The sequence below is a fragment of the Vallitalea longa genome (genome assembly GCF_027923465.1).
In the GTDB taxonomy this organism is placed as follows: domain Bacteria; phylum Bacillota; class Clostridia; order Lachnospirales; family Vallitaleaceae; genus Vallitalea; species Vallitalea longa.
The window spans coordinates 386,766-399,854 of record NZ_BRLB01000001.1; the positions used below are offsets into that span (position 1 = coordinate 386,766).

Here is a 13,089-nt window from a genome sequence, read left to right on the forward strand (position 1 = left end):
TAACATTTATTTATATATAATTGTGGATTTTTACTCAAATATAGCGTAATATAGTAATTGTTAGAATATTATGCCACGAAAGGAGAATTTATGTGTTACAGCTATATACACCTATATTAAAATGGAAAAAAGGAGAACAAGATGCTTTACAAAAACTATCTGAAGAACATAGAAAAAAGATTATTCCGCTTATAGAACTAATCGACTATATTGAACCTGAAAATTTCATAGAAACTATTAAGTCATGTTTTAACTATCCTATTTATCTTGACACTATAATTGCAGCGGAAGATGACAGAGACTTTTTATTAAGTATTATAAAAAACTCTAATGGATTAGCATATCCCGTATTATACTATGATGATTTACACGAAACAATAGATAAGATTTACCCTTTAGTAAAACGAATAGCTGTTAGGTTAACCCTGCCTAGCGATATTGAAGCACCAGAATATGAGGATATTTTTGAGAATATTAGAGATTGCAAGAAAAAATTTGCTGACATAGAAATTGATCTAATAATGGACCTTCAAGTTATTGAAACCAAAAGAGAAGCTAATATCCATATGAGTGAGTTAAAAATGGTATTAGAAGAATTTTGTTTAAAAGATGTAAAAATTTTAAATAAAATATTAATTTCATGTACTTCTTTCCCTTCAAAATTATCTATAAAGTCAGGAGAAACAAAAGAATTCGATAGACTTGATATTAAAATCTTTAAAAAAATTTATAATAATAAACGTTTTTCATTATTACGTGATAAACTTATATACTCAGATTATGGTGTAACTAAGTTTACTGATAGCGAGATTGATTTTTCTCATCTTCAATATGGTATTTTACCTAAGATAAAATATACAACTCAAGATAAGTATATAGTCATGAAAGGAAAAAAGGACCATAAACGCAATGTGATGGTTGTTAGTTGTTTTGACATGTCTCACACTATTGTTTCCGCCAACTATTATTATGGAAAAGAATTTTCATTTGGTGATAATCAAATATATTGTAAAGCCCATCGATTAAATGGGCATGGTCCGGGCAATAACGGTCAATGGGTAACTATTGTTGCAAATCATCATATAGTTGCTTTAATTCAACAGCTTTCCAATCTTTACGACTTTTAAGCTTTTCACGTACATATTCTTTTGTATCATGATTATTAACTACTTTTGAAACAAGAATTCCTAACTCATACCGTGTTTTGCTCTTAATTCCCTTTTTAATACCGTTATCAATTAAGAGTTCACATAGTTCATTTTTCCAAAGCAATTGAGATAGATAGAATATATCTATCTCTTTATTTTTCTTAACTTGTCTCTTTCTTTTTAATACTGGCTTTTTTTTATTTAATGATACATAATATACTCCCCACCAATCAGGTACAATTTTCATAACTTTTGATACATGCTTTTCACCTGTCACAATTGTCATGGTATCAAATATTTTATTATAAGATTCAATTTGATCAGGCAATCTTTCTAAAGTATCTTGCTCACTTTTGATTTCATATCCATGTAGTTTCCCATTTAAAACAGCCATATCAATTCTTGATGTACCCATACATACATCCATCTCTTCAACTACTTTTGTAGTTGGGTCAGAAGTATATTTTTTCAGCGTAATAAATTTATATTTTAATAATTCTCTGATATCTGAATCATAAACTTTCATAAACTCACCTTTCACCTGTCAATATTGCTACTCTTATTATAATATTAATAACGTGGTATTTCAACTTATACTTACTGTGAATTAAATTAAAGTTCTCATTTCCTGTTAGAAATCATCATTTGTACTACTTGTAATCTTTTCTTTTTTAGCTATACTAAAATTTTATTTTCACTGTACAATTAAGAAAAAAAACACCATAATTCATAAAAATTTCAAGCCTATCTCCGACTAAGAAAATAGGCTCTAATATTACTTATCAAACTTTCTTTTTTGTGTTAACTGTTTTATTATCTCATTACCAAATACAGCAATAGCAGCTATAATTACAGATTGTATTACAGCAGTTACAATTACTATTGGTGTAAATTCACCTTCTACTACCACGCCCATATAAATAATGGTAATAAATAAGCTTGCACCTAATAAAATGATAGGTATAAGCCACTCTGCAGTAAATGCTGGTATTTTCTTTAAGAATAATCCTAAACAGTATAAAAATATAATTAATACAAATAACTCTGGTCTTATAAAACTTATAATTGCGTTCCAATCCATGTTATGTCTCTCCTTTAAAAATTTTTATTTCACCCTAATTTCTTTTATCTTAACTTAAACTTTACTTCCTTATTGCCTTGTTTAATACTGCGAATAATTCTCCAACTGTTATTGGCTGTCCTAGCTTGTTTTTCCAGTACTCTGGACTCTGTATTACATCTCTTTCTATTAGTCCGTTAAAACCATCTATTTGCCATTGTGGTACATTGATATACTCTGTTGTTTTATTATTAAGTGATTCAATGATCTGGTTAAATGGATACTTCTGTCCTGGACAATTTGGTTTTCTTCTTGGGCTGATCTCATAGTGTCCGATTATATGTTTTCTATCAACTGGTATTTCAATATTCCACTTATCTTTTACATAGTCTATTATGTATTGATGAAGCCATATTGTAGCTTTTAATTGTTCTTCTGTTAATTCGCCTTTTGTTTGTTTATATATCCCCTCATGTTCTATGGATATAGAATACCAATTAGGATTAACATTCATTTCCTTCACCATTGAAGCTGTAGCATTCTTTATATCTTTACTATTAATACCATTAGCCCATGCATTATCTTCTATTTTTACGAATTGATATATTTCTCCTGCCTTAGTAACTAAAAAATGTGCTGAAGAAACTTTATTACCTGAACTTGTAAACCAACAAAGGGCTGAACTTGCAGACCCTTCTGTTATATGATCTACAATTATTCTTGGAGCATATCCTCTCCTTGTAGATTTATTGGTATTACTGTTTCCTTTCCAAATTATTTCATATTCTTTCATCTAATCACCCTTTCGTAATAAACGATATAACAATAGCTACAATTATAGGAAAGCAAATTGATGTAATAATCACCCATTTAGCCTTATCTATTGTTGTAGCTATCTTATCTATAGTTTCATTCATTTTTGTTAATAATACTTCTAGTCTTATAGTAGTATTTTCTACTGTATTGACCTTTTCTTTTAGATTATTTATTTCTTCTTTGTTTTCGTCTATCCTATGATGTGCTGATTTAGCTGATTCTAAAGCTATCGTGGCTTTATCTGTATTTTCCACTTACCTACCACCTACTTTCGGTATTATGTTTTTCCTCTCTTCAAGTATGTGTTTTTTAGCCTCTTCTCTAGCATCTCTTATAATCTTTTCTACTTTCTTAGCTTTCTTTTCTGCATTATCTTCTGTCACTTCTCCAATATCTTTTAATTTATCTTTAATGATCTGTCCTGATATCTTAAGATAATCTGCTTTTTCGCTGTCTGTTAATGTATATTTTACTTTATCTTTAGTAACATATGATGGGGCTATAGAAGATGGATAAACAGTCGTTTTACCAGTGTATTTTTCTATATCCTTAAGCTTATTTGTAAACTCATTAGGTTTATAAGTAGTCTGTATAGCTGGATTAATCAATCTATTAAAAAATGCTCTCGAATCAGTTCCTTGTGGTGTTAATTCTTCACCTAATGATGATACACTAGGAACAAGAGATTTACTCATGCCTGGTATACTTGCTTTTATTCTCTTTTGTAATCTTTCTGTAGGCTTACCACTATATTGTTCTCTTTGTACTGGATCAGTTACTTGTGCTGCTTGCCTTATTGGTCCAGAAACAAATCCAGGTATTGCTTCTGTTACTGGTGTTATCATAACATCAAATTTTGATGAATCTTTATTCATACCAGTATAGAACATTGATTTAACTATACTTAATGTAGGCAGGTCCAATACTTCCTCTAATGCTTGATTAAGTGATGCAGTAGCGACCTCTTGTGTAGACTTATCTTTCTTAACTTCTCTGTCTATAGCTGCGCCTATGGCCCAACTCTTTCCTATAGGTTCTATCCAGTTAAGAGTTGATAGTTCATCACCTTTTTGTAATTGTGTACTTTCACCTTCTAAAAGTCTTTCTATAGCTGAAAGATTAACTTTCAATCCTCCTAATCCTTCAGACTTTTCTAATGATTTAAGGTCCTTGTCTTTGTCTGCATCATCACTAATTAGAAGTCCTTTTTGATGCATTAATGCAGCCATACCAATCATTAATGAACCATTTGTAGCTCTACCAAATGCCATAGCTGCTTTATGTTGTAATTTAGGATTTTTACCTACTTTTGCCAAGTTGTAAATACCCTTTAGATATCCTGCAGGTGTATACTCTATTACTCTTGATATAATGTTACCTGGTACCCTAGGATATTTTATTATCAGATCACCTAATCCAAACTCTTTGGTGATAATACCACTAGAACCTCTAATCTTTTGTCCGAATCCTGCATTGTTAAATACGTCTTTTAGTCCTTGTAATACTTTTGATGGTAAAGAATCATCTTGGAACGTTCTATATAACATTTCTTCCTCTGCTATATCAATCATTTCCTTTGTAGGTTTTGTAACTCCTGCAAGCTTCATTTGCTGATTAAGTACATCTTGTTTTATCTGTCCTTTGAAAAATTCGTCAGGAACTTTTAATTCATAAGACAAAACTTTTTCTCCTGTTTTACCTAATTTACCATTAAAGGCACTACCCCTTTGAATGGTGTATTTCCCTACATCTGAATTAATACCTAGCTTAGTATACATGGCTGAATCTTTTGCTCTGTCTATTGCTGGTACAATGGTTTTTCTCCATGATGTAGGTGCTGTTAGTGTTCTCTCTCCTGTCTTAATAGATGTAATCTTGTCTATTGGAATAGAAAAGAGATTACTTAACCTTTCGGCTTCATTGAATGATAGGTTACCAAATATATTACGCATAGCAGTAGGAATGTTTATTAAATGTGACATAGCTTGATAGGTAGATATCTTTTTCCATATAGAAGGTTTTATTAATCCCCTAACTTCATTCAATACTTGTTCTGTAGCTATCTCCTTCAACTTATCTTGGGTTTGTTTTGATAACTGATTATCAACCCATTTAGGAAGTTTTTTACCATAAGTTTTCTCAATCTGACTAATCATTTCTTCTGGGCTATCTATACCTTGTATTACTTCCATTTCCTTGTATATCTTTTCCTTAAATGCCTTAGTATCTTCTGTAGTAAATTTTAAGCCTTTTTCTTTAGCTTCTTTAATTAGCTTATCGGTCCATTTTGTCATTCCCTCTGGTGTAGTTCTAGCCCATGTTGCAGCTATCTGGTTAGCTTGGCCCATACGCTTAAGCTTATCTGAATGTTTCTCTAACAACTCAAAGGCTTCATCATACTGCTTATCCTTAAACAGTTTTTCTATCGTTTCCATGCCTACAGCAGATTCAACAGCGTTATTATAGACCTTTCCATCCCTAACCATGTTTTTTGATGCTTCAAAATTCTGTTGAACTAGCTTCTTAGCAGCTGTTAATGTATCTTTATTATTTATTGCATTGTATTCTAGTGGATGCTTTTCTACTATATCCCCTATACTCTTCTTAAGTCCTTCAACGTCTATTCTACCTTGTGAGAAACTTAAGTTTTCTCTTGGTCCATTTGCTTCAATGCTCTTATAACTTTCCTCTGCTAGTTCTTTCAATTTCTTTTGAGCCTTATCTGCGAACATTTGTAAATTTAATTTCATCTGCTTATCGTTAGTTGTTCCTAGTAACTGCTTAGTTTCATTTATGATGTTTTCAAGTTCTTTTGCATCTGTTATATTATCTATATTTTTACTAATTATGTTATCAATCTCATTTACTGGTATGTTTAGAGCTTCTTTTTTTATGTTAGGTATAATTGTATCAATGGAATTGTTAATCTTGCTAGAAAGCTTGTTAAACATAATATCTGGTTTTAGTTTAACACCACTTTCACTTATTCCATTTTTCAAATGTCTTTCAGCTTCTTGTCTGATAGCATATTTAGGTGGTTTTCCGTTATATTCTTTAAATAATCTACTATACCACTGGGGATTATAACTCGTTGCACCTACTCTATAATATCCTTCCTCACCAAACTTTTTAGCTGTATATCCTTTTTCAACTCCATTATTGCTGGTATTAAGTAAAGTCTTTGTATAATCGTCTAATTTACTGTTATATATTTCTTTTGCTTTTTCTGGTGATAGATCATCAATAGTTTTTGCTAACACTTCATCAAAGTTATTTGATTTGGTACTGTTTGATGCTATCTGATTAATAACTTCATCATTAATAAATCCTTTATACTCTTTATCTATGTAATTTAGACCTTTCACGATATCATTGATATCACTTTCATTAATAACCTTTTGAGCTTCTTGATTGATAATCTTTTCAGCTTCTAGTTGTGGTAATTCTTTAATAGCTTTTTCTACTGTTTCGACTGATTGTTTTGCTGCTTTATTATTTTTTAATATCTTAGCTAGATCAATGGCTTCACCAGCACCTTTAAATACTAAATTAGATACAGCATCTAAAAGAATATTTTCACCTGTATCTTTAGCAAGTTCCAAACCTTTTTTACCCTCTGCTTTAGCATCTAACATACCTTGTGGAGTTCCAAGAATTAAGTCCTCCACTCCTGCCCCGACTCCTGTTGCTGCAATTCCTCGTAATAATCTTGGAGCAGTTGCAGCACCCATTTGAGTTACAGCAGGGTTAAGACCAGATTGCAATATACTTTGTACAGCTGGATTAGTGGCTTTGCTGATTAATGGTGCGCCAACCGCATATGTTAATCCATATCTACCAAGAGTACCAGCTAATTCTCCACCACTAAGAAGTCTTTTTTCTCCTTTGTTAAGTTCAGCATATGGAGTATAGCCTAAATTCTCTTTTATTTGTCTTTCTTTGGCTTCTGGTGTAAAGGCTTCTTTGATTTGGTAATTCTCAGGAATATCCGAATTTTCCTCTATAGTCTGAATGCCCCCAACAAAAGGCTTAGCTAGTCCAGTTCCAACACCTTCTAATACTGTTTTAACTTTTCCTAACTGCTTTTTTATCCCCTGTTTAAAGTTGTACCAGTTATTATCTGGTTCTATATAACCTTTTAGTACTTCTGGCTTTTTATATCTATCAGCAAGAGTCTGTAATGTTTCCTCGTTAGTCTCAATAGGTTTAATGGAATCAAGCTTTTCCATAAAGTCTTTATACTCTGTAGATTGAGATATTTTATAGTTTTCTACTTCACTTCCTATAAGTAACTTACTTTTACTATCACTATTATTATTGTTTAACTCACTACCTATTAATAATTTACTCATTTAATCACCTACTACCAACTGGTAAACCATACTGATTAGCTATGGCTATTATGTAATCGTCTGGAACTCCATTATCTCGTAATTGTTTTAAATACTCTTCTAATTTATTAGAATCTATTCCTGTTACTTCCCCATCTTCTTTTATGACACAATATTTATTTATATAATTCGTATAACCCGTTATATCTTTACTTGTTACAGGGACTTCCAACTCATTGTTAAGAGCTTTTTCATACTGTTTTATTTTTAGTTTATCTAATATCTTTTGATCAGCAGTTCTATTGTCAGCACCTACATTACTAGTTAATTTGTTCTTATATGCTATATCAGCTAATTTACTCTTATACTCTACATCTTTCATCTTGTTATAGTCAGAATCAGGATTTATTAGTTGATCATATTCATATAAAGCCTTATCATTACTTATCTTTCCGCTGTCTATCTGTTGCTGTAATAGTTCTAATTGTCCTTTAAGCTCGTAAGGAAGATTATCAAGCTTAAGCTTATTAATTTCATTGTTTATGGTTTGAGCATCAATATTAGCTTGATTCATTTGTCCTTGCATTGTTTGTTGTCCATTATAATATCCAGTTAACCCTGCTTCTGAAACACCCTGGCTAAATGATTGTGAGTCTCTTTGTAAGTTATATGTTCTATCAGCATTTTCCTTGTTAAATAACTGCGCTTCTTTTTGTAGATTATACGCTCTATCAGCATTGTACTGATTAATTAAAGCTTGTAGCGTACTTGCTTGTGCGCCTGCTTTAGCACCTGCTACATCTGATTCATAAGCGTTATTTATTCCTGTTCTTCTCCTTTCTATGTCTGAGAATGCGTCATTTTCTGCTTCTTTTAGATTACCTACACCCTCTAATAAAGCCACTTCATTAGCTATTCTAGCCTGTGAATTTTCTCCACTCTTATTTAACCCATTTTGAGCGTAATACTCTTTGAAGTTCTTAGCACCCATCTTAGATTGTGTAGATAGATCATTTCTAGCATTATAATATTTAGGTTTTATCGTCCTTTCTTCTTGGGTTAGACTGGAAAGTGAATTATCTTTAGCTTTCTCCAATGCAGCTATAGCTTTTTTCTTCTGTAATTCTTGTAACTTTTTTATTTCTTCATATGGATCATAATCCGAGTAATTTGAATGATGAGAAGACCTCCTTGAAGATGATCTGCTAACTTTTACTTTAGGTTGAGGATTTTTCCTACTATTAAGCATTTCTTCTAATTGGTCTGCACTATAATTATCTCCTTCTATATCACGACTTTTACGTAAAGCATTAGCAGTATCATGCCACCTGGTAGCATCTTTATCGTCTTTATTATTTTTAGCATTTTCCCAGCTTCTCTTATACCTTAATAATCTTTCTAATTCAGCTGTTCTTAGATCATTTACCGTTGCCATTGTAACACCTCTACTCTTCTTGTAACATACCTTCTAACATGGACATTAAGGACGTTTCCTCATCCTTTGTAATAACACCTAGTAATCCAAATTTTAATGCATAAGCCATACCTTCTTCTAAAGTTAAAGTATTATCATTTATTCTTTTCTTAATTTTTATCTCTATCCAATTATTCATATTCTCATTCTCCTTTTATATATTACATTTTCTAGTAGTTTTGATATTTAATTCTACACTAGCTGTATAATCATACTTATGGTTGCTGGTAGTAATAAGTGCTGCTTTATGAATTGTTTTTGGTGTATCAAATATAACAGTGATAGTCCGATTTTTTTCTAATTTGTCTATGTACATATCGTCTAACTGTGTCCATCTATTTCCATCATACATTAACAGTTTATAAGTTCTGTAATTGTAATCATCTTTAAATACACTAATACATGCGGAAATTCCATAACAATTATCTATAGGACTTTTATAAACTACAGCATTATTATACCTATCACCACTATAATAAAAAGAAGTATTTGCTTCTCCATCTTCTTGTGGATCATCGTTTATGTAAATATCATTTGTATATTCTCTGTAGTATTCATTTATAGCCTTTATTCCGTTATTAGTTTTTATTCTTATCCCTGTATTTCCATTACTTTTTAATGGAATACTTAATATTCCTTTATTAGTTTTTATTCTCAAAGGACTTATATTATTAGAGTATAAATTAATTTTATTCTTTTTTGTCTTGATATGACCTTTTATACTATTCTCATATTCAACTATTAATTTAGGACGATAACCAGTATAGTTATTACTCCTTATACTACTTTCTTGTTCATCACCATCCACTTTACTCATAAAAACACCAACTATGTCTTTGTTTATATTATTAATATCATTATTATACTTTATTGCTGTTTCTACCCATCCACCATCTTGTGGACAAAATAAATATCCAAACTCTTTTATACTTCTAACATTCCAATTACTAAAGTTTAATATGCTATTTTTAGAATAAGTACTCCAAGGACTTCCGTATACATATTGCACTCTAATATTCCCGCCATTTCCATCTTCATATGGATTAGAATATGCTTTAAATGTAACTTTAACTATAGCTTCTTTTATTGGTAAAGATGATAAGTCAAACCCAATTACACCATATATTCCATTTAGCATATCTGATTTCAACTTAATAATATTCTCATTTCCATGTGTAACATTATTATCTTTGAATCCATAATTTGAATAAGTAGGATAGAAAGTCTTTGTGACAATTGCCATTACTTACACCTCCTACAAGTCAGTTCTAAGCCATATCCGACCTATTTCTGGATTTGATGGGTCACTTGTTCTTGTCTCAATTCTTATTGCAGCATTTTGAGTACGAATACCAGGAATAGCATTATTTATTTGGTTCTCTATAGTATTATTCATATTTGTAAGTTGTGTATCATGCTTATTAACTTTATTCTCTGCATTATCTAATCTAGTACCCTGTTCTCCGATAGCTAATTCATGTTCAAGTAATACCATGTCATTAATCTTCTCTTCTTTATCAAAGTCTTTATTTAAGTCTGTTATCCCTAATGTATTTTGTTCAACCCTTTTATTAACATTGCCTGGTATTAATCCATTTGGAATTATATTAAGACATGTAGAAGGGTCCCTCCTGCATTTACTATGTACTACACCTGTATACTTATTATCTAGTGTTATAGTTACTTTATCGTCTCCAATCACTCCATTAAGTGTATTACCATCCGAATCAATCAACTCTAATATTTCTATGCATTTAAAGTCCATTACAATAGTATTTTCATTGTTTAAGTGAATTTCTTTTATAGTAGTTGGTATCTGAACTAAATCTCCATTTTGGTAGGCTGGGAGAGGGGATGGGAATTTGAATCCTTGTTCTCCATCATTTATAACTTCAGGATTTTCAAGTTGATACCGTACGATTAAAGGATTTCCATTATCATGTAAAGATTTAAAATATGATTGTATCTCACTAGTTGTTGGTATGTGTGAATTATCCCAAGGTGTATCATCAAATCTTAAAGATAGATATAAAAGTCCTCCATACATATTAAAGTTGTATCCTGCGTGCGTAGATATTTCAGACCATGAATATCTTGGATCATTTAAGATAGCACTCTGTGTTTCATATCCAGTTGCTGATTTAGCATTATCCACATAAACACGTACTGAATCACCATCTGGTGCTTTTGATGAAAAAGAAGTATGCTGTGTTCCATCAAGTACTATAGCACCACTATTCCTATAAATTAATTTTTTGTTATCATTAATTTCATCTTTTATATCACCAATACAAAGTAATGGTCGTGGACTACCAAACCCTGTTTTTGTCTCAACATAAGGTTCATAAGGTGTTGCTGTATTATTTCTTTCTAATTGAACCTCGGATATATACATTCCTTTTGTTACTGTACTATCTTCATAGAACCCTATAAATAAAAAATTTTCATTTTCATGTGTTGTAAATGATACATTGTTTTGTCCTCTTCTATCTGATACAGTTGATTGAACATTGAATACATTATTTGTAGGTTTTTGAGAATAACCATAACATCTTAATGTTTTGGTAGGTACTGTATAATCATTAAATTTCAAAGTATATTTTGTATTTGGTTGAACTTCAACCAAAACGGATGGAACATTAGTTAATGTTAATCCTTGAGATACTAATTTATTATCAATGATATCTGCTGTGTGTTTATTTACATCACTTCTATTATATATTGTTGTGTTGACATTAAATAAATTCTTTCCCCTGCTCACTAAATCGTAACTTAGGGCAGAAGTTTTTAAACCTTCCCAATAACCATTTCTCACAATTTCCAGCATTTGTTCTTCTGTGTAATTTTCTATGCCATTAGCTGTCATATTAATAGCTAAAGCTTCTTTAACATAGATTTTCTGTGATGCTGTCTCGTCATCTTTATAAATTTGAAACACAAAATAGTCAACACTAGAGCTTAATGTACTAATTTTATAGTTCTCTTGAAAATTACCTGTACCCTGTAAAGTATTTGCTCCTGCAAGTCTTACGGATTGACCTGTACCTGTTTTTATTTGTGCATATACAAAATATTTATTACCTGTAGTTAAAGGCATATTTTGTTCAATACGTCCATATCTCTGATTAGGTAAAAATTCTGCAATAGTATTATTAACAACGAAAGCACTTGCACCTGCTTTTGCTACCCATTTGTCTGTATCATCATGAAAATCTCCATTTTTAACAGATTGATATATAGGTTTAACACCTTTAACCTCAGGATAAAATAACCCTTTTGTATTGTCTGGGTAACTAATTACAGTTGCATTGGAATTAGTTGGATTAAGCCTAAATTCTTTAGACTCATTTAGGTTTTTTTCATTATCTTTTATCTTACTTTCCCATGTGTCTAAATGAGTTTTTAGGTTTTTATGAGTATGTCCATCTACATCTTTTCTACTATGAATTACCTCTTCAATAGTTCCACCACTAGCAAAGTTATTTACATCTTCTTGAAGTGTATCTAACGCACCACTCACATTATTAGTGTTAGGTACCTTACCAGAATAAGAAATCTTATTAGCTGTATGAGCGTTTGACGATTTTATGTGATTACTTATATTAGTTGAATTTTGGTTGACCTTTGATTTATCTGCTTTATTATTCTTAAGGCTTGTTATATCAGTAATATTTTTACCAATTTTATTCTGTAGGTCTTGGTTTTTACTATCTACTTCTCCTTTTGTATATGTATTGGATTTATCTGCTTTGTCATTATTCAAACTAGATATATTATCCTCATTTGATTTAATTTTACCTTGTAGTGTTGTGTCTTTATCATCTATTTCTTTTTTAGTGTATGTATTGGATTTATCTGCTTTATCATTATTTAATTTAGATATATTTTTCTCATTGTTTTTTATACTAAGTTTTATATCTGAATCTATATCGTTTATTTCAAGTTTTGTATATGTAGTTTTTTTATCTGCTTTATTAACTTGAAGATCATTTATATCTTTTTTATTCTTGTCTATATTATCAGCATTTTTTTTAATGGTTTCGGTTGTTCTTCCTTCGCCCTCTAGTTCTTCAAACTTATCTTCTGTTTCAGGAATCAGAGTATCGTTTATATAGTTCTTTATCTTATTGGGTCCTTTGTCAAAAGTAGATTTTAGAACTTCGGGAGTTAAACCGCCTACGTCATTTGGTTCATTATCTAGTTTCTTTATTATATTTAAATCATCTGTCATTTTTGTAAGTGCCATTTATGATCACTCCT

Annotated in this window: 10 protein-coding genes; 1 reads left to right on the top strand and 9 read right to left on the bottom strand. The window is 30.8% G+C overall.

Annotated features, from left to right (window positions below):
- The first annotated feature begins 92 nt into the window (after window positions 1–92).
- Window positions 93–1,127 (top strand): beta family protein, encoded by a 1,035-nt coding sequence (locus tag QMG30_RS01605; RefSeq protein ID WP_281811542.1) that lies wholly within the window; start codon window positions 93–95, stop codon window positions 1,125–1,127.
- Here QMG30_RS01605 and QMG30_RS01610 read toward each other — a convergent pair.
- The 9 genes from QMG30_RS01610 to QMG30_RS01650 all read right to left on the bottom strand — a co-directional run bounded on the left by QMG30_RS01610 (window position 1,063) and on the right by QMG30_RS01650 (window position 13,075).
- A complete protein-coding gene (locus QMG30_RS01610) occupies window positions 1,063–1,674 on the bottom strand; it encodes a sce7726 family protein (protein ID WP_281811544.1) in 612 nt (203 codons plus the stop codon). The genes QMG30_RS01605 and QMG30_RS01610 overlap by 65 nt on opposite strands.
- A 249-nt stretch (window positions 1,675–1,923) precedes the next feature.
- A complete protein-coding gene (locus QMG30_RS01615) occupies window positions 1,924–2,229 on the bottom strand; it encodes a phage holin family protein (RefSeq protein ID WP_281811546.1) in 306 nt (101 codons plus the stop codon).
- Between the two features lie 61 nt (window positions 2,230–2,290).
- Window positions 2,291–3,001 carry an N-acetylmuramoyl-L-alanine amidase gene (locus QMG30_RS01620; protein WP_281811548.1) on the bottom strand — a complete coding sequence of 237 codons (711 nt, stop codon included), beginning with the start codon at window positions 2,999–3,001 and terminating at the stop codon, window positions 2,291–2,293.
- 4 nt (window positions 3,002–3,005) lie between these two features.
- A complete protein-coding gene (locus tag QMG30_RS01625; RefSeq protein WP_281811550.1) occupies window positions 3,006–3,278 on the bottom strand; it encodes a hypothetical protein in 273 nt (90 codons plus the stop codon).
- Window positions 3,279–7,376, bottom strand: coding sequence for a hypothetical protein (locus tag QMG30_RS01630; RefSeq protein WP_281811552.1), 4,098 nt, complete (start codon window positions 7,374–7,376; stop codon window positions 3,279–3,281).
- Between the two features lie 4 nt (window positions 7,377–7,380).
- Window positions 7,381–8,790: a hypothetical protein gene (locus QMG30_RS01635; protein ID WP_281811554.1), complete on the bottom strand. Its 1,410-nt coding sequence runs from the start codon at window positions 8,788–8,790 to the stop codon at window positions 7,381–7,383.
- 10 nt (window positions 8,791–8,800) lie between these two features.
- Window positions 8,801–8,968 (bottom strand): hypothetical protein, encoded by a 168-nt coding sequence (locus QMG30_RS01640; RefSeq protein ID WP_281811556.1) that lies wholly within the window; start codon window positions 8,966–8,968, stop codon window positions 8,801–8,803.
- Between the two features lie 15 nt (window positions 8,969–8,983).
- Window positions 8,984–10,072: a hypothetical protein gene (locus tag QMG30_RS01645; protein WP_281811558.1), complete on the bottom strand. Its 1,089-nt coding sequence runs from the start codon at window positions 10,070–10,072 to the stop codon at window positions 8,984–8,986.
- Window positions 10,073–10,084: 12 nt separating this feature from the next.
- Window positions 10,085–13,075, bottom strand: coding sequence for a hypothetical protein (locus QMG30_RS01650; protein ID WP_281811560.1), 2,991 nt, complete (start codon window positions 13,073–13,075; stop codon window positions 10,085–10,087).
- Window positions 13,076–13,089: the final 14 nt, after the last annotated feature.

What these genes read in the sequence shown, in the direction of transcription:
- QMG30_RS01645 (WP_281811558.1), bottom strand. Translation starts at nt 10,072, where the DNA reads ATGGCAATTGTCACAAAGACTTTCTATCCTACTTATTCAAATTATGGA.
- QMG30_RS01610 (WP_281811544.1), bottom strand. Translation starts at nt 1,674, where the DNA reads ATGAAAGTTTATGATTCAGATATCAGAGAATTATTAAAATATAAATTT.
- QMG30_RS01615 (WP_281811546.1), bottom strand. Translation starts at nt 2,229, where the DNA reads ATGGATTGGAACGCAATTATAAGTTTTATAAGACCAGAGTTATTTGTA.
- QMG30_RS01640 (WP_281811556.1), bottom strand. Translation starts at nt 8,968, where the DNA reads ATGAATAATTGGATAGAGATAAAAATTAAGAAAAGAATAAATGATAAT.
- QMG30_RS01620 (WP_281811548.1), bottom strand. Translation starts at nt 3,001, where the DNA reads ATGAAAGAATATGAAATAATTTGGAAAGGAAACAGTAATACCAATAAA.
- QMG30_RS01635 (WP_281811554.1), bottom strand. Translation starts at nt 8,790, where the DNA reads ATGGCAACGGTAAATGATCTAAGAACAGCTGAATTAGAAAGATTATTA.
- QMG30_RS01650 (WP_281811560.1), bottom strand. Translation starts at nt 13,075, where the DNA reads ATGGCACTTACAAAAATGACAGATGATTTAAATATAATAAAGAAACTA.
- QMG30_RS01630 (WP_281811552.1), bottom strand. Translation starts at nt 7,376, where the DNA reads ATGAGTAAATTATTAATAGGTAGTGAGTTAAACAATAATAATAGTGAT.